Here is a 22,709-nt window from a genome sequence, read left to right on the forward strand (position 1 = left end):
ATATTAGGTGATAGAATTGTAAATACAACTTTGAGAGGGTGCGTTTATTGTTTAGGTGAGGTTGTTGGCTTTATCTAGCGGTCAATAACAGCGCATAACAATAATTATATGATTGCCTTAACTGTTTTAGCTGCTGCTGATTGATCCCTTGATTGCGGGGTTGGTATAGTGCGCCTAATCAATAGCTTCGGGTGGTTTTGATTGCCGCCAAACCAATTGCAGTATTAGGTTCAATGGTATTGAACCTGATAGGGAAAAGTCATGGATGCTGAACAGTTAGATTTACTTGTACGTCAAATGCTTAAAAGTGAAGGTTCGCTCGACGAATCGTCGATAGCAGAATACCTCAAACAACAAAATGGTGAGTCACCCAGTGATGAGCTAATTGCAGAGGTTGCCGCTTGCGGGCAAAAGCATCTTCTCAGAACTTATAGTCAGCAGCATGCCATTGCTAGCTTACCTAATGGCTTTGCCGAATCCTTAAACGATTGGTTTATGCAGCTGGAACAGTCAACTGAAGCCAAAGTTGAACGTATTACCCATGAGAAACAGCAAACTTGGGAAGAAGGGCGCTTAGCGTTAACTAGCCAACATAATCAACAGTTGTCTGCCGCCAATAATGCAACTGAGGTGGCTGAATCGGAACTTCTCGAATTGCGCGAAAAGCTAGAGCAGGCAGCGGCAAAAACCAGTGAGTTGTTCGCTGAATTAGATAAAAGTAAGCAGCTCACCAAAGAGCAGCAACAGCTGTTGGAGCAAGCGCAAGCGGACGCAGAGCAAAATCATACTGCTGAGCAAGACAAGCAACAAGCCTACCAACAACTTAATACCGAAAAACTGGAGCTGGAAGAGCAGTTGCAAACTGCTGAAAACCAACTGGCGAGTTTTCAGCAAAGCGGAGAAGCTGCGGCCAAAGAACAAAGTGAGATGGAGCTTGCGCTGCGTAAGCAATTAGGTGAAATGAGCGAAGCGCTGGATAAAGAGCTGGCGCTAACCAAGCAGCTTACAGAAGAGCACTGTGAGGTGAGTGAGCGCATGACAGAGCTGGTGAAAAGTAAGCAAAGCATTGAGCTGAAAAACCAACAACTAGAAGACACTCAGCAGCAGCAAGTACAAAAAATTGCAGAGTTAACTGAGCAAGGCGACCAGTTAGGTGAACAAACGCAGCAAAATGTAAGCGATAACCAGTTATTAGCTGAACAGATAGAGCAGTTGAACCAACAACTAGAACAAGCTCAGCAAGCCTTAGCCGAGCAAAAATCAGATAACAGTAATTCGGCCGCCTCGGCTGAGCGCGAAGAAGAGCTCTCGCAAAAACTGATTGCTTTAGAGCAACGTTGTTTAGAGGATGCACAAAAAATTGAGAGCATGCATCAGCAAACTAGCGAGTTGAACGAAGAATTAAATGAAGTACGCGGCGACAAACAAGCGCTTGATACCGTTAATCGCAGTAACGAGATACAGTTAGAGCAAGTTTTACCGGAGCTAGAACAAGCTCAGCAAAATGAACGCGAACTTAAACAGCGCATTGAAGAGCTTGAAGCGGAGCAGGAAAATGCACTGCAACATGCAGAGAAAACCCGCAAACAACTAGCAGATACTAGCTCGCAATTGCAGCTTAGCAATAGCATGGCGGATACTGATAACCGTGTATTAGAAAAAGATCATCAAATAAAAGAAGTGAAGCAAAAGCTGCAAATTCTTGAAGCCAACTTGCGAAAAGAACAAGAAGGCCACAGGCTGACCAAACAGGCGTTAACTAACCTTGATGAGCAGATCCTCGATGCACAAATTGATAGTGGCAAATTACAAAGCCAGATAACGGAATTTGACGAAAAACTAAAAGCCAGTGATTTAGTGAACCGCCAATTACAGCGAGAAGTTAACGAAGCCCATCAAGACATCACGAGTTTAAGCCAAACCAACTCCAGCTTAAGCGAAAAGTTAGAGTTAGCGGTAAAAGCCAAACGAAAAGATACTGCTTAATCAGTTTTTTGCAGACAATTAAAAGCTAGCAAGGTTGCTAGCTTTTTTGTTTTTAGAGCTTGTAGCTATACGCCCACAGCAAGGCAAGCTTCCACTAAACGGGGGATCTGTTGCTGCGCTAAACCTGCGATGTTAATGCGCCCACCACCCACAATGTAAATTGCGTGTTGTTCACGCAGCTGCTCGGTGTGCTGGTGGCTAAAACCCGTTAGCGAGAACATGCCTTGGTGCTGGGTAAAGTAACTAAAACGCTCACTGTTAGATTGCAGATTAAACTCATCGGCCAGGTTTTGTCGCAAACTACGCATACGTAGGCTCATTTGATTTAACTCATTTTCCCATTGAGCTTTTAGCTGGCTGTTATTTAAGATCTCAGCCACTATAGATGCGCCCCAGTTGGGCGGCATGGTGTAACTTCTGCGCGCTAATTCAAACAGCTTACCTCTAGCATTTGTGGCTTGTTGCAGGGTTTCTCCCACTACTATCGCCACGCCGCTGCGTTCACGATATAAACCAAAGCTTTTAGAATTTGAGCTAGCAAGTAGCAGCTCTGGCACACGGTTAGCTAAATGGCTTAAGCCTTTAATGTCTTCTTCTAAGCCCTGGCCAAAGCCTTGATAAGCTAAGTCTACAAAGGGTAAAAAACCATTTTTAAGCGCCAGTTCAGTAATACTTTGCCACGCGGAAAAAGAGATATCGGCCCCTGTGGGGTTATGGCAGCAGCCATGCAGTAGCAGTACGTCATCAGGCCCAAGTTTAGCGACTTGCTCTAACATAGCGGCTTCATCAACCTGTTTACTTGCGGGATTAAAATACGGGTAAAACGCCACCTTTAAGCCTGCCGCTTGCATAATCGGTTGATGATTTACGTAGCTAGGATTAGATAGCCACACCGTAGCGTTAGGTTTGGCGCTGGCGATTAAATCGGCTAACAAGCGCAGTGCTCCGCTGGCGCCAGGGGTTTGCATAGCGATTGACCTTGAATAAGCGGCATTGCCTGTAAGTAGTAAATCTAACATGGCTTGGTTGTATTCAGCATTGCCAGCTAACCCAATGTAGGCTTGAGTGGTTTGCTGTGCTAACAAACGGTTTTGTGCTGCGGTTACCGCCTGCATCACTGGTGTTTGGCCTTGTTCGTTGCGATACACCCCGATCCCTAAGTCAATTTTGTTATCACGAGGATCGGCTTTATAGGCAATGCCTAAGGATAAAATAGGATCATCTTTAGCAATCGGGAGGTCTTCAAACATAGTCATTCCTTTAAGCGAGAGGGTGTGGCTTTAGTGGTTGTTTTTACTAACCATCCACTGGCGGCAATCACACCTAATACAGTGCTTATCATACCTATAATTGTTAGTAGATCGAGGCTTTCAGCAAATAGCCAATAAGCAAACATTGAGGCAAATACAGGCGTTAGTGAACCCAAGGCTGAGCTTAGCTCTGCGCCTAATCGAGTAATGGCATAGCCGTAGCAAAAACTGGCCAACAAACCCACTGCAAGCCCTTGTACCAGCATTTGTGCCGCTAAGGCTTGCCAAGGTAGTTGAGTAAAGCCCCAAGTGTGAGAGCCGGAGCTGATAAGATAAATCAATAGCATTACAGCATTAGGTACCGTAACTACGGCAGCTGTTTCTAAGGGCTTTAAACCACTTTGCCTAGCACAAATGGTAAATACTGCCCACAAAAAGCTCGCGACTAAAAATATTAGCTGCCCTAATATTTGTTGTGAGTTTACTTGCTGCCAACTACTCGCCAGCAACAGTATTACTCCCACGCCAATAGCGCTTAAACCAAGTTTTTTAAACGATTCAAAAGGTTGTTTAAACACGAGTACGGCAATAGCCGTTACAAAGAGAGGTGCAACCCCCGGCACCAAGGTACTGCCATGCGCAACGGGCGCAAAGCCCATGGCTACCGCAGACCCCAGAAAAAATGGCAAACCAGCTCCAATTACCATTCCAGCTAAATAAACCCACGGTACTTGGCGAATGCGCTGCCAACGCTTTATCAGTAAGGGGCTAAGCAATAATCCTGGAATCACATAACGAAACAAGCTCAGCTCAAGTAAGCTTAAGGGCGATAACGCACTACTTCGCAAGGATATAAAGTAAGCAGACCAAATCAATACCGTGGCCATTATCGCTAACAAGCCTAAACGCCGTTGCTGCTGGCTACTTTGAATAGCTTGCACAAGAGGCCTGCCAGAGTAGTGGTGTTTAACATGTGTCAATGATTGAGGTATTTGCATAGGAGCATTCCTTGGTTACCCCTTTATTATTACTAATTAATAACAGTGATAATTGGCACTTTGATCCAGTAAAGAAGACTTAGTTGGCTCTGAGTGTTAGATTTTACTTATTAAGTGATGTTTTGAGCTAATGAGGGCTGTGTGAACAATGTTGATAAAGAGCTACTTTATTTAATTCAGCGAGACAGCAGAATAACCACCGCCGAATTGGCTGATAAAGTGGGGCTATCGCCATCACCCGTTGCAAGACGATTGAGGTTACTGGAAGACCAAGGATTTATAGAAGGCTACCGAGCTCACTTAAGTAAATCTAAATTGGGCTTAAACATTACCACCTTTGTGCATGTGCGTTTAAAAGAGCATCAAGACGCCCCTGTAATGGCCTTTGAATCAGCGGTGAGTGATATGGCTGCAGTGGTTAGCTGCCATACAGTATCGGGTGCTTTTGACTACTTGCTACAAGTACTTACCGCAGATTTAGTCGCCTACGAACAATGGGTAAGGGAGCTACAACGTTTGCCAATGGTAAGCCAAGTAGACAGCAGCTTTGCGATTCGAGAAGTGAAAAACCAACATGTACTGCCCGTTTAGTTTGTTTTAGATGACCGTTGATATTGATTCTTAAGTTAACTAGTTCATCAATATGTATTGAAAGAGTCATCTCATATTGATAGATTCATCTTTATTTGAATTACATGGAAGTATTATGGCTTCGTTGGACACTTTTCAGCGTAATTACAATGGAAACCCTCACCAAGGCCGTGTGGCCCAGGAGAGAGGGCGACTTGATCTTTCACCAGGCGATATACCAAAGCAGATAAAGTCCTTAAAGTCGTCATTTAAAGGTTCTTATATTTATCAGCTTGGTGCTCCTTCTCGTCCTAGTATCATGCATGACAAAGGGCATCTAGTATTCCCCCAAGCCGCGCCAACTATGGGGGATAGGGCTAGTTTACTAAAGTGGAAAGCAATGACTGCAGGTGGCGAAACATTTCGTCCTGATTTAGTAGATGCACTGGCAGCATACAATCACTTCTTAGGAGGTAAAGGGGCTAATCGAACTTTTGCTTATGACCGCTATGTATCCAGTGATAGAAGTGGTAGAACAACCTTAAACAATGCCATTAATCACATCAAACTTGGCGTGATTGACCTTTGGATGGCTGATCAAAATCGAACTGCTTTTAATGTAACTGGGCCAGCAATTCCCTGTGGGGCTGCTTTGTCTAGTTTTCCCGATGCTAAATTGTTTCCTTACCCAGAAACAGAAAACTGGCAAAAGGCTATTGGTGCCCATACCATTTGGTTAAGTGGCCAAGTAAATGTCACTGTGACTAAAAGCACGCCTCATTTTTATTTAATCATGACCCTTCATGCTGAAGATATGTATAACTTCAACCCCGGTCAGAAAGACATAAAAACGGGGATTCCTGATAGTGAAAATGGGCGCTTCACACAAGTAAGGCTTGCGCACCCTTATCTGAATAGCTCTACACTGGTTCGTTCACTTAGTTGGAAGGGTGTATTACCAAAAGAGGCGCAAAGCATGGCTAAGCAAAAAGGCTGGATTGAGCGCGATAGGCAACCTAAGCAAAATCGTATGGTGTGGAATCTAATCTAATGAAATGGAATTTTTTAATCAGCTCTCTGATAGCTGTAGGCTTATTAACAGGTTGTGGTGATATGAACGATAAGAATGGTTCAGCAAAGGATAGTATTGAGTTTTCGCAGAGTGCTGATGAACTAGCTCGGTTTATGAATCTGGATGGTTTGCAAATCGAATCTGTTAAATGGGCTACAGGTAGTACTGTTCGCGGAGAAACCGAAGGCATGCTAGCCACTAGTAATGATTGGTGGGTAGATGCTGTATTAACCTTCCCTAGTGGCCAAGACATTAGTGAGATAACAAAAGACTGTGAGTTTCGTTACTCATTAGCCGAAATCGATAATGCTTTTATCGATGAAACGGTTAAAAAACTTACCAATAACCCAGAATTTGTAAGTAAAACGCCAATGGAGGTACAGGATGCGTGCCGATTTAAATCTGATGTGTTGTCAAATGGCGTGTTGGTAAAGGATACTGAAAATAACCAGATATTAGTAAAGCTATTTACCAACTAATCGCCCTAAGAAAGCTTTCGTGCGTATCAAAGAAGCCGCAGGAGGCTTGGGTAATCTGCGTATCCACGACCTGCGCCATAGCTTTGCCAGTATGTTGATTAACTCAGGCGCTACGCTCTACGAAACCTAGCATTTGCTAGGGCATCACAACCCACAAACGACGACACGTTCGACGGATAGGCTACGAGCCGTATCTGGGCAGGTATCGGAGTATGTAAGTAGTGTTATAGGCAGTTAAACAAAGCCGTTCCCTTTAGGGGAGACGGTTTGTTTTTTGCGTCGGGTCGTCGAATCGTCGGAAGTTGTTATCTTGTTCACTCTACGCTTAGTCTGGATATTTCCTGTACTTGATCGTGAAGTCTTCTAGGTATGCTTCCTGTAGAGATACTTTGGGCTCATGGGGCTTGCGCTTAGCATTAATGGTTGACACAAGCGCCTGTAGTAATTGTTTCTTGTCACCTGGAAATTTATAGCCCATGGTAATTCTGTCTACGCGGGCGTTGATTTTTTCACGGTCAAAATCAGGGTAGTCGTAGGCCTCATAGCTAAGTTTGTGGCTTTTGTTGGTGAATAAGCGAACCTCGTCCTCGTAGGCCCAGGCTTTGTTTTTGGTTAACAGAAACTGATCAAAAAGGTATTCTTCTTTTTCTTTTTCCCTTTGGGTTTCATGCGTGTAATTAACCTTGCTGAAGCCCACTCCATCGGGCAACTCTCCACCAAACCAGTACTCAACCATTACGCCTTGATGTTCTTGAGAATAGTGCGCCCACATTAGCGTCGACTTGTCATCATTGGAGAAACAGCAAATGCGCAAGTTTTCATCAATGTGTAATGATTTGCTCAGTGATGTTTCAGTCGACAGCTCCATTGGATCGTTAAGTTGCTCTTTGCTCGGGAGGTAAAAATACAGATTGGTTAAGGAGTCTATTGTATTGATGTTAAATGGTGAATATTTGAATAGTCTCCCCTGCGCTTTAGCGGTAAAAGTATGCCACTTATATGATTCAATGAGCGCCAAGTTAAACTCTCGATTGAGCGTGGCTATTTCGGTTTCTTCAAGCTCGTTAGTGGGAGAGCGCTCATTGCAAAGAATATAATTATTGATAACTGTTAGGTCTAGCTCACCAGATTGACGCATTAGATTGATAGCATTTGAATAAGTCCGCATAGCTTTTTTATGCTCCTCTATTCTCTCATAGCAAACGGCCAGCGTGTTTTGGGAGGACATCGTAGCGGTATGTTGTTTTTCATACTCAGTTATTGCGTTAATCGCTTTTTCGTTCTCTCGGCAGTTGGCCGCTCTTTGTGCTAACTCCAACAGATCAATGTCATTTCCATCTCCGTCACTATAGGCTTGCTCAACCTCCTTAAGCTCAGAATGGAAGAGCTTCTCGTCCCACTCCTTTGCGACTTCGTTTAGTTCTTGTTTCAGCTCTTCATAGGTAGGTATCGATAGTAATTCGGGTGTTTTAAGCTGTTTTTCTGCATCTTGGAATAAGCCTTGGTTTCGTGCGGGGAGACTGATAGTGCGGTCTGATTGCAGGCTGTCTCTCAAGTTGGCGATAGATCGCTTGCACTTCAATGCGCAAAACCATGCTTTATTGCTCCCCTTCAACTGTGAAGAGCTCCTCTCCAATTGCGTTAATACTTCGTGATCTAGAGGCTGGCTTAACTCTACTTGTGCATAGAGGTAGAATAATTTTTCCGTGACGCCCTTCACCTCTCTGGGGGAGTCTACGTCTAGCTGATAGTGATAGGTAACCTTATCAAATGCACGTGCGTCAAACGCCGCCCTAAGTAGTTGGTTTTGAGATACTTTCGCTCCTTCTTGCTCAGAACGCCTTGCTTTCTCTAAGTACAAGCCTAGCTTGTTGTCTCCAAATATTTTATCTAGCTCAAACTCCCATACTTTTGTCGCCAGTTCTGCTGAGGAGAGTAATCCTTGCTTCTCGTAGGGGCGTAAAACAGACGGAGAATAGTGAACTTTTTGATCTTTTATCAGTTGCACACCTTGCGGATACTCTTCGAGGTAGAAATAAGCCAAAACCAAAGCTGGTCTCAAACAACCAGCAACCTGAGATTCGGCAGAAAGAGCTTCCCGTTTTACTATCTTCCAGTGCTCGATGGGAAAATTAGCGTGGTCACTCCCTTCATAATAAACATTGATCAGCATATGTATCAGCGCATCATGATTACCCGCTTTTTCGGTCAGCCGTACTGCTTGATGTAGAGCTTGTTCGTTTCTTTCTTTTATATACAGTCCCCAATGCGCATCGGTGTTATTTTCGTCGAGCGCTAGTGCTTTTCTGTAGAAAGATTTAGCAACATGAGGGCCGTCAAAGGAGCTTTCTGCTACATTCCCTAAATAGGAATATGCTTGTGATTCGCAACCACGTCGCAAAATGATTTGCTCAAACACTTCAGAGGTATCTTGGTAACGAAGCATTAGTAGGAAATAGTAATAGCCAATGTGCTTTTCGTTGCCTTCATCTTGGTAGGTTTGTTTCAAAAACTGCAAGCGAGAAAATCGTCTGCGTTTTAAGTGCTTTTCTATCTCTTTATCACTGATATGGCTCATGTAACTCTTGTCTAGCTATCATTGTTTTCCACATGATAAACGGCGGCACTCCGAAAAAAGACGCCACAACTCCCATTAACTCATTCTAATTAGAAATATCTCGGCAAGGAAAAAGCTGCTTACTATTTGTTTACATTGAGACAATCCATTAATATGAAAATGCTCATTTTCTAGTTTGTGGCTCTAGGTTAACCAAGAGCATAAGGAGCTAGCTAGAGCTGAGGATGGGTAGTCGATGGGGCAAAGCGACTACCTATGAATAAGCTAGCCCATCACTAGCTAGCTATGCTGGTTCGAAAGAGGGTAACAATCTATACCTCGACTCGACGACCCGTCGCTCCGGTCTATTTCTGGTCTTTTGCGCGGCTAAAGCAAGTTAGCGGAGCCATCATCCTTCCATTGAAGTAAGAATCTGCCGATTGCACCTATGCATTTCTAGCTACCGTCGAGTCGTAGGGTTGGTGAGTGGTGACTAAATTTCCCCAATCGAATTCAGGGCTTAACCCCAGCATGTGCTCTGCTCTGAGTTTGCTTAGAAGGGCGGTATATAATCGACTTGTTTTGAGGTGAACCTGAGTGAGCCACACTAGCGCGGCCATAGCTGAAAGCAGGCTAACAGGCCCAGTTTTCCCAAGATGAACCAGATATGGACCGGAGACGTTGGGTCTGAGCCTAGTTTTTAGCGGTCTTTAGGCAAGAAAAAAGCCTTGCAACCGATGTGGTGCAAGGCTTTGTATATGGTGGCCCTTCACAGACTTGAACTGTGGACCTAACGATTATGAGTCCGATTTAGGGGTGTTTTAGGGTATATTGCAGTGAACAACAATGAACATAAAAGTGCTGCTTTGTATTTATTTATCAATGGGTTAAGTTGTTATTGTTTGTTCACTGAATAATATTGAAAAACACTGTTATACTGCCAATCTGCTACATATTTGCTACACAGGATTTGCACTTGGCTATTACAGGAAAGATAGGTACATCAACGCTTAAGGCGCTGTCTCCTGCCGATAAACGCATAAATGACACCGAAATAAAGGGCTTTCATGCACGGATTTCGTCCTCTGGGGCAATAAACTACTACCTTTATTACCGGATTAACGGTAAACAAGTGAATTATTTGCTTGGTAAAGCAGGACATATTAGCCCCGTACAAGCCCGTGATTTAGCCAAGCAAAAAGTGGGAGAGGTAGCCGCTGGCAAAGATGTACAACTTGAAAAACAAGTCTTAAAGCGCAAAGCCGCTGCCGAAAAATTCACCCGCTTTGCCACCTATGTAGAAAACAAATATCACCCTTGGTTGGTTACGAACAATACTCGTACTGCAAACCAAATTAAGAATGTATTATTAAAAAACTTTGCGAGCTTTGCCGATAAGCAGTTAGTTGATATTAGCGCATGGGATGTAGAGAAGTGGCGTTCAGAGCGCAAGAAACAGGGCGCTTCAATGGCGACTATAAACTACAACGTTAACACCCTTAAAGGTGCGCTAAGTCGAGCCGTTGACTGGGGAATTATCGAAGCCCACGAACTAAGCAAAGTAAAAGCCTACAAATTGGACAACTCTAGGGTGCGTTATTTAAATGACGATGAAGAAGCGCTATTACTAGGAGCGTTACGCCAACGAGATAAAAACACCAAAGCAAAACGCAATAGTGGTAATGCCTTTAGAGAGCAACGCGGTTACGAGCCTCTACCAAGCTTAGATAACTACCGTTTTGCCGACCACATCGAGCCTATAGTGCTAATAGCTATGAATACAGGCATGCGTAGAGGCGAAATCCTAGGCTTAAAATGGACAGATATAGATTTAAACATTCCCAGCTTAACCATTCGCGGTGAAGCTGCTAAATCAGGTAAAACCCGCCATATTCCTTTAAACCCTACAGTGCAGCAAGTCATTCAAGATTGGCGCAAACAAACTACCAGTAAGCTTTATGTATTTGAGGGCGAAGAGGGCAAAGCGCTAACCGATATCAAGAAAGGCTGGGCTAAGGTGGTTGAGCTTGCCGAATTAGAAGATTTTAATTTTCACGACTTACGCCACCACTTCGCGAGCAAGCTAGTAATGAAAAGCGTCGACCTAAATACAGTTCGCGAGTTACTAGGCCATGCTGATATGAATATGACATTACGTTATGCGCATTTAGCGCCAGAGCATAAAGCGGCAGCGGTTAATCTATTATAGCTAAGGCTATTGATAAATCATCCAATAAACCTCAGGATATTTAGTGAGATAGAGGTATAACCAAGTAGTAGAGTGGAATTAATCTATTGATTGATTGATTGATTGATTGATTGGTTGGTTGTAGTTAGTTCAGTAACTAAGAGGTTTCTGATGGAGAAAATAGTATCTAAGTCTGTAAAATCGTTTATTAGTAAAATCTCACCTATGAGTACCACGTTAAACAACAATAGTTTCTCGGAATTTATTTTTAGGGGGCAAGGGAATTCAAATTGGGCACTGATGCCGTCAGCATTTCGAAAATCAGCGAAGTTCCCATTTAATGGAAGTGTCTGCACTGGGCCAATGAAAACATATAGAGAGCAGAGAGAGGTTGAGTGGAGTATGCTTCGAGATTTTTTACTCGAAGTTAATCGAAATGGGCATCACCTACCTGAAGAGCAGCTCTTGTACCGACTTATTGATCGCTATAAGAACATTGATGAGCTTAGTAAAATAACTAGATTGGAGACTTCTTGGCCGAGTAACGACTATTATTCTATGCTCGCGCTAGCGCAACACTACGGCTTACCTACTCGGTTAATGGATTGGTCTTACAGCTCTCTGGTGGCTGCCTACTTTGCAGCCAAAGGTTGCCTAACGCTTCAAAAGGACGGGAAGCGTGTTAAGTCGCTATCGGTTTTCGCTTTGAATAAGCGCTGTAGCTTATTGAGTTCTCCCTCAATGCTCAAGGACATTCATTTGCTATCTGAGGACCTAAACAGTTCGTCTACACCAATCGTGACATATCATACGGTAGAGTCTCCAACCTATTTTAATCAAAATCTTCTCAGTCAAAGAGGGATATTTTTGTGTTGTACTGAGTACGGAAATATTAAGAATGAGAGTTTTGAGCCTGTTTCATTGAATGAGTACTTAAAAGCGAAACTGGCAGAAGAAACAGCAATGATGGAAGAAGATAGAACTTATAGCATGTTAAGAAAGCTCAGTGATGTAATGGGAGGAGAAATTGGTTATGAGTTCAGGCTATCAGCCAAATATGCAGGGGAACTCCTTAGGGAGCTAGATCGTTTATTTATCAACTCTTCGACAATGTTTCCGGGAATATCTGGTTGCGTAGCAACCATGTATGATAGGCACTCTAGTAAATACCTATAGTTTTCTGATGCTTAGCAAGGAGTAAGTAAAATGGTCAACTTTTTGTTGTTTTATTCAGGTGTAGTTATGGCAACTCTGATGTCGCAGATGTCAAATTGGAGAAATCACACGGTTATGAATAGGCCAATCAAGTATACTCTACTACTTTTTTTTGTTTGGCAGAGCTCTAGTATTGCGGGGTTGTTTAAAAGGTTGCCGAGTAACACAGAAGTAATATTATTGGAAAATATCCATCAACCAGTTATTTTGCTTGTTCTATTTTCGATGGTAATTCTTGGGTACTTTCTCGTTTTTTATAGTGTTGCAGTTGCGAAGTTAACAAAGTCCCTGCTTGATTAGTCGCTCTAGTCGTTTCCAAATGTTAGCTGCTTTGAAGGTGACGCCATTCGTTTGATAGATACCAGTGTCATTGCCGTCCTTATTATCTATTAAGTTATTAGTGTTTTTTGTCATTAGCCTTTGGGTTACTATATAGCTTTCAACTATCAAGTAGTTACAAGCATGAGCAAAGCAAGAGTGTTTAGAACGCAGGTTATAAAGCCTGTTCTTTTGAAGATTGGTGGTGCCAACTTAGCAGCCGAAGAGCTCCTATTGGGTACAGCGGTGCAAGAAAGCCTCAACTTCATGTATCGAAGTCAGGTTGGAGGTGGTCCAGCTAAAGGTTATTTTCAAATGGAACCTGCTACACATGATGATATTTGGGACAATTTTTTGAAGTACCGTAAAGGGCTCGCAAAAGACGTAATATCATTTCTGAGTTCTCCCAACGCCAACAAAATCACTGAGCTAGAAAACAACGATAAATACGCTGCTGCTATGGCGAGGGTTCACTATATGCGTGTTCCTGCAGCACTGCCAAAAGCTGGTGACATTAAAGCCCAAGCTAATTATTGGAAGCAATATTACAACACGCCTTTAGGCAAGGGGCTTCCACATGAGTACATAGACAAGTGGAATAAATACGTTGCTCCTGTAACTCCATAGAATTTAGAGCTGATAGATAATTATGAGTATAAAAAAAACGTTAGCCATAGCATACGTTAGTGCCGGTGTAATATTCAGTAATGTTAGCTGTGCGAGTAATGAAGATGTCGTTACTACAACGTCTAATGGCAAAAGCTATTATCACCTGAAGCTTTCATTGGATGATCAAAGCATTAAGTCAATAAAAGAGCTTAGCGCAGATCAGTTTGTTATGAACGGCGGGCAATTCGAGGTGAGGGTTCAACAAAAAGCTTTGCCGATAAAGGCCCCTAATTGTAAAAGTGATTTGATCCTCAGAATGCCTTGGACAAACTCAGACTTAAGTGCTGCTGAAGTTTTCATTGATGAAAAATACAATGTGTACAAAGCGATTGTAGATGCGTCAAAAAGTGAGGGGAGTAATGTCGATGTTTACATCGAGCTAAACCCTTATGTTCAAAAGACGGGCGATGATTTTGAGCTAACAGAGTGCAATGTGTTTTTTAGACATGCTAATGGTCAGTACATTCCTAAAACTGGGGTGCTAAATTAAGTTAGGTATGGGGTTAAAGGTTGTCATGACCTTTCTATTTACATCCTTATGCCTATTTGGTTGTAGTGAAGAAGCCCCTACAAATCGTGATTTCACAGAGTACTCTCGCAGTGTTGAAGACTTGGCGTTATTTGTGAACCTTGATGGTTTGGAGATAGAGGATGTGTATTGGACTTCAGGGCCAATCATTCGCGATGCGGTCGAAGAAAGCTTTCTTCCTAACAGCAATGATTGGTGGCTTAATGCTATTATCACTTTTTCAAATAAACAAAATATTGAAGCCATAACAAAAGGGTGTGAGCTAAGTAATTCTGTTACTGAGAATGACACGAGTTTTATCAGTGACTCAGTCAAAAGTCTTACCAATAATCCTGCTTTTACTAAAGCGCCGTTGGAGGTGTTTGACGCCTGCCGCTTCAAATCAGGCGTTTTGGCAAGCGGCCAGCTAGTTAAAGATGTAGAAACAAACCAAGTTATATTGAAGTTAGCTACTAACTAGCTGGCCTATCTTCTCAATACTGTGCTCTAAAAGATATTCTATATTGTTCAGCAGCTTAAGTTGATTTAGTATTCATTTAATCAATAACTTTGTTGTAATGGATATTAGATGAAACCTGAAGATAAGGAAATCACAAAAGGTAATAACCGACTTTTGGCGTTTGTCTCTTCAAATCGCATCATTAGCTTAATGACAGTATCTGTTCCTGCACTCTATCTGCTTGGTTACTTCCATACCTATGGCTACCACATTGGTTTTGGTATGAGCGGAGAATTTTTTCCAAAATCAATTCAAGAACATTTGGTCGGCAGCTTCATGGTTATTTTTTTAGTGGTGATAGATCTCTGGGTTTACCTACAAAACCACTTTTACTTCCTACTAATGTTTTTTGCAGTCGTGTTTGTATTTTCTTTTATCGCCATCTATTTCATACGAAACCCATTGAAGTTTAAATTTGAAGCTGTGTCTAGAGGGGGAGATGTACCCGAGCGGTTGTATTTTTACTTGTATGGTCCCTTAAAGGTTTCTGTACTTATGCTTGCAACTCCATACATAGTGCTGTGCATTCTTTTTTCAACTGTCGCTTTACCTTGGTTTAGTTACTCTCAAGGTAAAGGTTTGGCACAAGATAGTATTGAGCATTTTGAAGGCTGTGAGCTAGCAGAGCTAAGCCCTGATAAATCGTGCATCTTTTTAAGCAACCATAAAGGTGATATTGCAAATGGTATGTTTGTGGCTCGTTCTGAGTCTCACATAGCAATTTGGAATGGCGAATTTACGGAAGTTTTCCCTACTGATGGGCTCAAGTACGAGTTTCGTTTCGGAACTAAAGCGGATGATGAAACCCAATAAAAGGAGTTGTTTTGGAAAAGTTTATATCGTTATCTGAAGTTGGGAGTCATTCCAAGTTAACGGAAACCGAAGTTGTCCGAAGTGCCAGCTTAGCAGAGCTTGAGTGGGCTTGTTTTGTTGGAAAAACCAAATCAATTCTTGGTGTGTTTTTCGAAGAAGGGTTCCGAGGCTTAGGAACCTACAATTACCGTGGTTGGGTAGGTATTCCCGCTGAACATGCAGTAACGATTGTAGACGAGAAAAAAGTCCGATTACGTTTCGGACGAGCCGTTGATATTACTGGGGCTGAGTTACTATCAGCACCTATTCCATATACCGTTGGTTTTCCAAATAAGTTGTATCGCGAATGGGGGTATCCCCGAGAGTTAACCGAGCATCCTGTTATTAACATTTTCCCCTTTTTTGAGCAGGTTTTATCAGAAACACATGACTGGGTTAAAGGTTTGGATATGATTCAGAACATGCTTGAAAAAAACGCTCCAGCAGGTTACCAAACCGATCCCTTTGTAAGTGACAGCTTAAGAGAGAAAGCCGAGCAAACGCCAGAATATGTTTTGAAAGAACACCCTTTCGAATTTGAGTACAAAGATCTAGGCATTAGCTTGGCTTCCCTTAAAAAGCTAGAAGCGCAGATATTTGGCAATGAAGAGGTTGAAGTGCCAGCACTTCAAGAGCAGTCAACAGCTCCAAGTGATGCAGTAAGGATTGGGGATAAACTAGAACGCAAACCTTTAGATTCGATATCGTTTAAAAATGACTTGCATGAAGTTATTGCAAGGATCTTAGGTGATGCTGAACAAACCGACTACAAAAGTGTTTGGCGGTATTTGGAAAATGAAGCGAAAACAGATGAAGGTGAGCGTAAATACGATATTTACAACATCATTAAAGATGTAAGCGAAAGTCAGGTACTTTGGCGAACACGCAGGAAAAATGATACACGCACCCTTAGTTTTGGTTCTCTATCTACGGTTATCTCACGGGTTAAAGAGTTAATTAACGTTTAAATTAAACACTTCGTTAAACGGGTTAAACGCTTCGGTAAATAGCCATTTTCACTAAGTAACACTGCTCCTGAACTTTAAATGTATCAGGAGCAACAAACATGATTAATCTTAGTGAAGCAGATAAACGCGTACTAACCGAACAAGAAACCGCTATCTACATTGGCATGAGCCGCTCTTATTTACGCCAAGCGCGTATGAGCGGTAATCGTGACAACCACACCCCAGCACCACCTTTCATTAAAATTGGCCGAGCGGTTCGCTATTTACGCGAAGACTTAGACGCATGGCTTTGCAGCTTTCAACGCCTAGAGCATTTAGGCCAGTTGGGAGGTGCTGCCCATGTCTAAGTTAATTACCAAAGAAGCATTAAGAATGCTGAGTGATTTTGCTAACGGCATACGCATTGAGTTTTACATAACACCTGAAGGTAGCGAGGAGGGAATGTTGGTTCAAGGTGACTTGAGTAAACGCTTTGATAGTCGAACCTTTAACCGTTTAAAAGCCTTAGGTCTTATCTATGGTTCGCGGTTTCGCGAATATGGAGTGCTTTGGTTGCAATACCGCATTAGTACTAAAGGCTGGGAGGTGTTTAATGCCCGTACCTGAGCAAGATGATAAAGCGTATGTTTTGCGTATATTAGCCAGCTTTCCTACAGAGTTTAGAATGCCACTTATGGCGCAGTATCATGCTGCGCCTACTAAGCGAGATGCCAATATTGGCATCCGCACTATCCGCGATAATGTGGCTAAAGCCATTGGTGCTAAGCCCATAAGCATAAACCTAGATTTGTGTGAAGAAGACTTAAGAAAAAAAGCCACTGAAAAGGCCGATAACTGCACAAGGCTTACACGCTTAAGTAACTCACCTAAAGCTGCCTATGAAGATATAGCCGCTTACATACGGGGTAAAGGCATAAAGCCGCCTATTCCTCGTATTCTATTGAAGGGTGAAATTGATACTGCCTACACCGAAAGCGATACTTATAAAGGGGCTATCAACCGCACTAAGAACAGTGGTTGGTGGCTTAGAAAGCTGCGCCAGAAATTGAATCAAGATATTGAAGCTACTGCTCAGCACTTAAGCCTAGTAAACAAAAGAAAGCAAATCTATTGCAGTAACATCACCCTTAACCGCCGAACGGCGCAATTAGCCTATCAAGACAAGCTTATGTCTAGCTCGTTTGTGATAAATGATGCAGGGCAGCGCTATAGCTTAAAAGAGCTATCAGACTTAAATGTGTCTAATCCCGAAATCCGCAGACAAGAGTTAATGGTACGGGCGAGGGGATTTCAAGAGTTAGCCGAAGAGCATAAGCATGTTGGTTTGTTCTTAACGCTTACTTGCCCGTCTAAGTATCATTCTAGTTATGGTACTACTGGCCACCGTAATGCTAAATGGGATGGCTCACTACCTAAAGATGGTCAACACTACCTACGTGATATCTACGCCAAAATCCGCGCCCAGCTCGATAGAGACAATATCAAACCTTATGGCATTCGAGTTGCCGAGCCTCACCATGACGGTACACCGCATTGGCACTTGCTAGTGTTTGTTGCTCCTGAGCAAAAGCAGCGCATGTTAGATATTTATCGCCACTATGCTTTTCAAGAAGATGGTGATGAAAAGGGCGCAGACTTACACCGCTTTAAAGCGGTAGAAATAGACCCCAACAAAGGCAGCGCAGCGGGTTACCTAGCCAAATACGTGTCTAAGAACATTAACGGCAAATCATTAGAGAGTGGCATACATGGTGAAGAGCCAATAGAAGCCGCCGCTAGAGTAAACGCTTGGGCGGCTTGCTGGCGCATAAGGCAGTTTCAACAAGTGGGCGGGGCATCGGTCACTGTATGGCGAGAGCTACGCAGGCTAAAGAAGGTATGCCAGTTTGACGAGACTATTCAACAAGCCTTTACAGCCGCAGATACTGCCAATTGGAAAGAATTTACTAAGGTAATGGGCGGCGTGTGGTGCAAGTTAGCCAATAGGCCATTACGAGTGTATTACCAACAAACCGTAGATACCGAAACAGGCGAGTGTAAGACCAACGCCTATGGTGATGTACTTGTGAAACGGCTTAAAGGCGTGCTTTACCAAGGCTTAGAAATAGTCACCCGCCATTTTGAGTGGCAGGTGGTTAGGGGGTCTAGTTCTTCGGCTTTACTTGGAGTTCTGTAAATAAGTGTACTTAGCTAGACTAGTATTGGTCTATGAGTATCTTAAAGTATATAAGGCAGGCAGTTTGTTACAAATACTCAGAAATATATGTGAGCTCAAAGGTGCTTTGAAAGAAACATTAGTATTGAAGTTATGGTATTATTTTTTTTGTTAATAGTACTTAGGTTCGAGCAATATGCAGTTGTTAAGTTTGGATGTTACAAACATGGCTGATTACGACGTCAAGGCTACAGGACAGATTTATTCTTTAGCTTTAGATATTTCTAATATCGAAGAAAGGGTAGCTGAGATGCATCGGGTTATCACTGATACTAGCTGGTTGGCGCCACTTGATATAATAGATACAGCCACCTATGAAGCTCGGTCAAAACCCACAATAGATAAAGTAGTTAACGATATTTTAGGTAATGTAGAAAGTGAAATCTCTGCTGACTTTGGTGAATACATGGTATCAGCCTCTGCGCAAATGGCTTTAAGCGAATACTTAAAGCATATTCGACTTCCGCTGGCGGAGCTTATTAAGGAAAAAATATCTGGTAACCCCGGCTTCGATTTTCATACAGAGTCACCTGATGCATTAATCGCTTTCGGAGAAGCAAAATATAGTGGCGTACAGAATGCTCATGGCAGAGCCCTTAGTCAGATCAATGACTTTATACTTGCGAAAAAGGACGTACAGGAGCTTTCGGATTTAAGGTCGTTCGTGACTGAGGCTGCCATTCAAAATGCCGCGTTCGGAAATAAGACATTCTGTGCTGCCTTTTCAATTGTTTCTGATGATGTGAAAAGCATAATGGATAATGCTATTACTTCAAGCCATTTAGGGCCACTCCTTTGTTACGAAGCTGTTTACCTTATTGGAGTTAAAGTCAGTGCTTAAGCAATTAATAGATGGTGTTAATGTTACTGAGGTTATAGAACACGCTATCGGCGAGTTCCATCGAAAAGGTCCGATAAACCCTAGTACCCTAGAGAAGTTAAGCTTGATCAAGAAGTATCATAGAGATGATTTTTCAAGGTATGAGGATAAATTATTAAGTGTAATGGGCTTGTTTTACAAGCTTGAGCAACCGAGAACTTTTCTAGAGGCAATTTACAGAGATTTAGGGGACTCAATTAAGCAGCGATATGGACGTCCGTATACCCCTATGCAGGCTTGTGCTTATAAATCTATAGCTGAAAAGCATTTTTATTCGTTCTCCGCCCCAACAAGTACCGGTAAATCTCACTTGTTTAGGGAACTCATTAAAGAATATAGCAATGACATTATTATAGTTGTGCCCTCTAGAGCTCTTATCGCAGAGTTTTATTCGATAGTACTTAGTTTGGTAACTAAAGATGTTCTAGTTCTTCAGTTTGTTGAAAACATAAATCAGCACAATACATCTCGACGTATTTTTATTATTACTCCAGAAAGAGGCGTAGAAATTTTTAAGTATGCAGATGAGTTTGATATAGGCTTATTTCTTTTTGACGAGGCTCAGATATCAGAGGAGTCTGTAAGAGGGTTTTCGTTTGATGCTTTTGTTAGGAGAGCTGAAAGGGCTTTTCCAACTGCAAAGAAAGTTTTTGCCCATCCGTTTGTAGCGAACCCCGAAGCTCAAATAGAAAAACATGGTTTTAGTGAAAGCTCCAAAGCCGATAACTTTAGGCAAAGCAACGTGGGCAAAATATTTGTAGCTAAGGAGAAAGATAATTCATTTAGTTACTTTTCTCCTTATTCGCCGACTGAAGACGTACCGCTAGAAAGTGATTTAATAGCTGATACCTTGAAGCGGGGAGGAACCGCTCTTATTTATACTTCTAAGAGCAAAATTTATAAAGGCGGGCACATTGAAGGGTTTGGTGATTATATTGATCTTTGCCCTGCTATTGAGGATAAAGAAGCTCTTCGTATTATTGATAGTTTAAAGAAGTACATTGGTTCATCGGATACTCTCCCTTCTAAACAGTCATCATTTATTCAGCTTATGGCACAAGGAGTGGTTGTTCACCATGGCTCGATGCCGCTTAAAGCAAGGCTTTTAATTGAAAATTTTGTGAGGAGTGGTTATGCGAAGCTTTGTTTCGCGACATCTACCCTCAATCAAGGTATTAACATGCCTTTTGATTGCGTATTTATTGACAACTTCAGTTATATGGAAGCCCTTACGTTAAAAAACCTGATTGGCCGCTCAGGAAGAAGTAGCACAAAGCGAGAATTTGACTATGGCTACACCATTGTAAAAAGGGCTAACGTTGCAACGTTTACAACACGAATTCGACAGAATGTCACACTAGAAAAAACTTCGAAGCTCGACGATGACCCTAAAAATATTTCTGAAGATCACTCTGATTTAGTTGATGCGATAAGAACGGATTCATTTAATGATGATTTGCACCTTACCGAGTCGCAAGTGGATCGAATTAAAGAAAGCAATCTCAAGTCAGATATGCGTTATGTCCTAGACAAACTAGTCATTGGAGAGCAGACCATTACTGCAGCTCAGTACTATGCACTTGGTGAGAGTGCAAGAAGACAAGTTAAAACCAAGCTTAAAAAAATTTATTGCTCTCATTTAAAAAAAGACAGTTTATCCACTGCAGAGCAAACTGTACTAAGTGCCGCAATTCCTTTACTTTTATGGAAGGTGCAGGGAAAATCTTTCAGTGAAACCCTCTCGTTGAGATACTCTTACTTAACAGAAAGAGATAAACGACGAGCTTTGCTAAGGCAAAGAAAAACAAATGAAATCTCCCAAGCAGAATTTAATACACAGTTTAGTAAAATAAAAATCAAATATTCTGCACAAGCAGAGCAGCTACCTAATTCCAAGCTTACGTCAGCGGTACCTTTGTTTCCTAGAGGAACATCGGTAAATGATTTTGATTACGACATCCTTGTATATGATACATATGACTTCTTGGATAAGGTTATTAGCTTGTCTTTATCAGATCCCTTATGTGCGGCACTTACTGTTTACTATGAAGATACTCAGGATGAACGAGCAAAGGTTCTTAAGAATTATTTTAAATATGGAACTAATGATGAAACGGAAATCTGGCTGATAAAGTATGGGTTTGATCCTGAAGATATTGAATGGATAAAAAGTATTGTTAATCATGTAGATGAAACAGGAATAGTGTTCTCTGATGATATTTCGACTCTTGATAGTGAGCAAAGAGAAGTAATTAGTAGGTATCTTTCTTAGTCAAAATGTTATTGACCAATGGTTATTGGTTTTTCTGTTTTTAATGCTAAAGTGCTCTTTTGTTCTAAGGACTATTGGTTATAAGGTGGGTTATCGTTCTTTAGAGCACTGTGTCACCTCTGAAGTTTAGGACGAGTTACAAAGTTATGCTTCTTGAACACTGGTTACTACTTTTTCTTGTTGTCTTCTCCTTTATCATTAGAAAAACTTGGTTTAAAGGTTGGTTTGGTGAATTGCTACTGAGCCTATCCTTTAGGTTTTTTCTTGATGGTAAATTATACAAGTTAGTTAATGACGTAACTCTACACTGTGAAGATGGCACAACTCAGGTTGACCATGTTTTGATTTCCCCTTTTGGTATTTTTGTTGTTGAGACAAAGAACATGAAAGGGTGGATCTTTGGAAGTGTTCGCCAGAAACAATGGACGCAGCAGATCTACCGTCACCGCAGTAAATTTCAAAACCCACTACACCAAAACTACAAGCACCTTAAAGCTCTCGAATTTTCTCTTGATTTAAAGCCCACAGATTTATTCTCTGTAGTGTGTTTTGTGGGTGATGCCTCCTTTAAAACGGCTATGCCCGAAAACGTAACGCATATACGTGGTTGCTTGCGTTACATTCGTTCGAAGCTGGAGAGCAAGTTTAGTGAGCCAGAAGTTGCGGCGCTCACCGCTAAGCTTGAGGAGTTGAAGCTTAAAAGAGGTTTTCAAACCACTCGCAATCATAAAACGCATGTTCGTAAACTGGTTGCTGAAAAAAGCCGTCAGAGACAATCTGGTGAGACCTGCCCAAAATGTGGGGCTGGGTTAGTAGAAAGAGTTGCAAAGCGTGGTAAGAATGCAGGGAATGCGTTTATTGGCTGTTCAGCCTATCCCCGTTGTAAATTCACTCAGTAATTTTAAGAAGTATGCGAGATAGCAGGTTTCTGCCTGAAATCTGCTACATATTTGCTACACGGAGAGCGGAAATAGAAAAGGCGTAGTGGTTACTAACCTTCTACGCCTTTATATATGGTGGCCCTTCACAGACTTGAACTGTGGACCTAACGATTATGAGTCGTGTGCTCTAACCAGCTGAGCTAAAGGGCCAAATTGGGTGTTGCGAGCTTAGCTCAAACAACGAGGCTGGATTATAAAAAAACATCTCAGCCTTGTCTATGCGTTTGAATCTAAGCGCTTATTTATTCGCC

General features: G+C 42.1%; 20 protein-coding genes and 1 tRNA gene. 17 read left to right on the plus strand and 4 right to left on the minus strand.

Features of this window, described 5'->3' with window-relative positions:
• Positions 1-261 precede the first annotated feature (261 nt).
• The gene (locus Q4592_RS09040) at positions 262-1,986 is read left to right on the plus strand and encodes a hypothetical protein (protein WP_303512089.1); all 1,725 of its coding nucleotides are present in this window, start codon (positions 262-264) and stop codon (positions 1,984-1,986) included.
• A 65-nt stretch (positions 1,987-2,051) separates the two neighbouring features.
• Here Q4592_RS09040 and Q4592_RS09045 read toward each other — a convergent pair whose 3' ends face one another.
• Together Q4592_RS09045 and Q4592_RS09050 are read right to left on the minus strand one after the other, a co-directional pair.
• A complete protein-coding gene (locus Q4592_RS09045; protein WP_303512090.1) occupies positions 2,052-3,236 on the minus strand; it encodes an amino acid aminotransferase in 1,185 nt (394 codons plus the stop codon).
• Positions 3,237-3,238: 2 nt separating this feature from the next.
• A complete protein-coding gene (locus Q4592_RS09050) occupies positions 3,239-4,234 on the minus strand; it encodes a DMT family transporter (protein WP_303512092.1) in 996 nt (331 codons plus the stop codon).
• Between the two features lie 141 nt (positions 4,235-4,375).
• Between Q4592_RS09050 and Q4592_RS09055 the strand changes: the two genes are divergently transcribed.
• The 3 genes from Q4592_RS09055 to Q4592_RS09065 all read left to right on the plus strand — a co-directional run bounded on the left by Q4592_RS09055 (position 4,376) and on the right by Q4592_RS09065 (position 6,355).
• Positions 4,376-4,825 carry an Lrp/AsnC family transcriptional regulator gene (locus Q4592_RS09055; RefSeq protein WP_303512093.1) on the plus strand — a complete coding sequence of 150 codons (450 nt, stop codon included), beginning with the start codon at positions 4,376-4,378 and terminating at the stop codon, positions 4,823-4,825.
• Between the two features lie 115 nt (positions 4,826-4,940).
• Positions 4,941-5,855 carry a hypothetical protein gene (locus Q4592_RS09060; protein WP_303512094.1) on the plus strand — a complete coding sequence of 305 codons (915 nt, stop codon included), beginning with the start codon at positions 4,941-4,943 and terminating at the stop codon, positions 5,853-5,855.
• The gene (locus Q4592_RS09065; protein ID WP_303512096.1) at positions 5,855-6,355 is read left to right on the plus strand and encodes a hypothetical protein; all 501 of its coding nucleotides are present in this window, start codon (positions 5,855-5,857) and stop codon (positions 6,353-6,355) included. Before Q4592_RS09060 ends, Q4592_RS09065 begins: the two co-directional genes overlap by 1 nt.
• Before the next feature lie 325 nt (positions 6,356-6,680).
• On the opposite strand, the gene Q4592_RS09075 is transcribed toward Q4592_RS09065, so the two are convergent.
• Entirely contained in the window at positions 6,681-8,933 is a 2,253-nt protein-coding gene (locus Q4592_RS09075; protein WP_303512099.1) for a DUF2971 domain-containing protein, read from the minus strand.
• A 955-nt stretch (positions 8,934-9,888) separates the two neighbouring features.
• Here Q4592_RS09075 and Q4592_RS09080 point away from each other — a divergent pair.
• The 13 genes from Q4592_RS09080 (at position 9,889) to Q4592_RS09140 (ending at position 22,416) form a co-directional block, all read left to right on the plus strand.
• A complete protein-coding gene (locus tag Q4592_RS09080) occupies positions 9,889-11,121 on the plus strand; it encodes a site-specific integrase (RefSeq protein ID WP_303512101.1) in 1,233 nt (410 codons plus the stop codon).
• A gap of 150 nt (positions 11,122-11,271) precedes the next feature.
• Positions 11,272-12,276: an FRG domain-containing protein gene (locus tag Q4592_RS09085; protein WP_303512103.1), complete on the plus strand. Its 1,005-nt coding sequence runs from the start codon at positions 11,272-11,274 to the stop codon at positions 12,274-12,276.
• Positions 12,277-12,777: 501 nt separating this feature from the next.
• Positions 12,778-13,260, plus strand: a complete 483-nt coding sequence (locus Q4592_RS09090; protein ID WP_303512105.1) for a hypothetical protein — start codon at positions 12,778-12,780, stop codon at positions 13,258-13,260.
• A gap of 22 nt (positions 13,261-13,282) precedes the next feature.
• The gene (locus Q4592_RS09095; RefSeq protein WP_303512107.1) at positions 13,283-13,792 is read left to right on the plus strand and encodes a hypothetical protein; all 510 of its coding nucleotides are present in this window, start codon (positions 13,283-13,285) and stop codon (positions 13,790-13,792) included.
• A 25-nt stretch (positions 13,793-13,817) separates the two neighbouring features.
• Positions 13,818-14,291 carry a hypothetical protein gene (locus Q4592_RS09100; protein WP_303512109.1) on the plus strand — a complete coding sequence of 158 codons (474 nt, stop codon included), beginning with the start codon at positions 13,818-13,820 and terminating at the stop codon, positions 14,289-14,291.
• 108 nt (positions 14,292-14,399) lie between these two features.
• On the plus strand, positions 14,400-15,143 hold the full coding sequence (locus Q4592_RS09105) for a hypothetical protein (RefSeq protein ID WP_303512111.1): 744 nt from the start codon (positions 14,400-14,402) through the stop codon (positions 15,141-15,143).
• Positions 15,144-15,154: 11 nt separating this feature from the next.
• Positions 15,155-16,150 (plus strand): hypothetical protein, encoded by a 996-nt coding sequence (locus tag Q4592_RS09110; RefSeq protein ID WP_303512113.1) that lies wholly within the window; start codon positions 15,155-15,157, stop codon positions 16,148-16,150.
• Between the two features lie 98 nt (positions 16,151-16,248).
• Positions 16,249-16,497 (plus strand): AlpA family transcriptional regulator, encoded by a 249-nt coding sequence (locus Q4592_RS09115; protein ID WP_303512115.1) that lies wholly within the window; start codon positions 16,249-16,251, stop codon positions 16,495-16,497.
• Positions 16,490-16,756 carry a hypothetical protein gene (locus Q4592_RS09120; protein WP_303512116.1) on the plus strand — a complete coding sequence of 89 codons (267 nt, stop codon included), beginning with the start codon at positions 16,490-16,492 and terminating at the stop codon, positions 16,754-16,756. The genes Q4592_RS09115 and Q4592_RS09120 overlap by 8 nt, the downstream gene beginning before the upstream one ends.
• Positions 16,743-18,326 carry a replication endonuclease gene (locus Q4592_RS09125; RefSeq protein WP_303512117.1) on the plus strand — a complete coding sequence of 528 codons (1,584 nt, stop codon included), beginning with the start codon at positions 16,743-16,745 and terminating at the stop codon, positions 18,324-18,326. The genes Q4592_RS09120 and Q4592_RS09125 overlap by 14 nt, the downstream gene beginning before the upstream one ends.
• Before the next feature lie 205 nt (positions 18,327-18,531).
• A complete protein-coding gene (locus tag Q4592_RS09130; protein ID WP_303512118.1) occupies positions 18,532-19,206 on the plus strand; it encodes a hypothetical protein in 675 nt (224 codons plus the stop codon).
• Complete coding sequence (locus Q4592_RS09135) at positions 19,199-21,517, plus strand: DEAD/DEAH box helicase (RefSeq protein WP_303512120.1); 2,319 nt, start codon at positions 19,199-19,201, stop codon at positions 21,515-21,517. The genes Q4592_RS09130 and Q4592_RS09135 overlap by 8 nt, the downstream gene beginning before the upstream one ends.
• Positions 21,518-21,663: 146 nt before the next feature.
• Positions 21,664-22,416: a nuclease-related domain-containing protein gene (locus Q4592_RS09140; RefSeq protein WP_303512121.1), complete on the plus strand. Its 753-nt coding sequence runs from the start codon at positions 21,664-21,666 to the stop codon at positions 22,414-22,416.
• 115 nt (positions 22,417-22,531) lie between these two features.
• Here the strand turns inward: Q4592_RS09140 and Q4592_RS09145 are convergent.
• Positions 22,532-22,608 (minus strand) — tRNA-Ile (locus Q4592_RS09145).
• Positions 22,609-22,709 lie beyond the last annotated feature (101 nt).

The sequence above is a fragment of the Agarivorans sp. 1_MG-2023 genome (assembly GCF_030548385.1).
Lineage (GTDB): Bacteria > Pseudomonadota > Gammaproteobacteria > Enterobacterales > Celerinatantimonadaceae > Agarivorans.

Bases quoted from the DNA above. Each gene is read 5' to 3' on its own strand.
- Q4592_RS09040 (WP_303512089.1), top strand. From the start codon at position 262: ATGGATGCTGAACAGTTAGATTTACTTGTACGTCAAATGCTTAAAAGT.
- Q4592_RS09045 (WP_303512090.1), bottom strand. From the start codon at position 3,236: ATGTTTGAAGACCTCCCGATTGCTAAAGATGATCCTATTTTATCCTTA.
- Q4592_RS09050 (WP_303512092.1), bottom strand. From the start codon at position 4,234: ATGCAAATACCTCAATCATTGACACATGTTAAACACCACTACTCTGGC.
- Q4592_RS09060 (WP_303512094.1), top strand. From the start codon at position 4,941: ATGGCTTCGTTGGACACTTTTCAGCGTAATTACAATGGAAACCCTCAC.
- Q4592_RS09065 (WP_303512096.1), top strand. From the start codon at position 5,855: ATGAAATGGAATTTTTTAATCAGCTCTCTGATAGCTGTAGGCTTATTA.
- Q4592_RS09075 (WP_303512099.1), bottom strand. From the start codon at position 8,933: ATGAGCCATATCAGTGATAAAGAGATAGAAAAGCACTTAAAACGCAGA.
- Q4592_RS09085 (WP_303512103.1), top strand. From the start codon at position 11,272: ATGGAGAAAATAGTATCTAAGTCTGTAAAATCGTTTATTAGTAAAATC.
- Q4592_RS09090 (WP_303512105.1), top strand. From the start codon at position 12,778: ATGAGCAAAGCAAGAGTGTTTAGAACGCAGGTTATAAAGCCTGTTCTT.
- Q4592_RS09095 (WP_303512107.1), top strand. From the start codon at position 13,283: ATGAGTATAAAAAAAACGTTAGCCATAGCATACGTTAGTGCCGGTGTA.
- Q4592_RS09100 (WP_303512109.1), top strand. From the start codon at position 13,818: ATGACCTTTCTATTTACATCCTTATGCCTATTTGGTTGTAGTGAAGAA.
- Q4592_RS09105 (WP_303512111.1), top strand. From the start codon at position 14,400: ATGAAACCTGAAGATAAGGAAATCACAAAAGGTAATAACCGACTTTTG.
- Q4592_RS09115 (WP_303512115.1), top strand. From the start codon at position 16,249: ATGATTAATCTTAGTGAAGCAGATAAACGCGTACTAACCGAACAAGAA.
- Q4592_RS09120 (WP_303512116.1), top strand. From the start codon at position 16,490: ATGTCTAAGTTAATTACCAAAGAAGCATTAAGAATGCTGAGTGATTTT.
- Q4592_RS09125 (WP_303512117.1), top strand. From the start codon at position 16,743: ATGCCCGTACCTGAGCAAGATGATAAAGCGTATGTTTTGCGTATATTA.
- Q4592_RS09130 (WP_303512118.1), top strand. From the start codon at position 18,532: ATGGCTGATTACGACGTCAAGGCTACAGGACAGATTTATTCTTTAGCT.
- Q4592_RS09140 (WP_303512121.1), top strand. From the start codon at position 21,664: ATGCTTCTTGAACACTGGTTACTACTTTTTCTTGTTGTCTTCTCCTTT.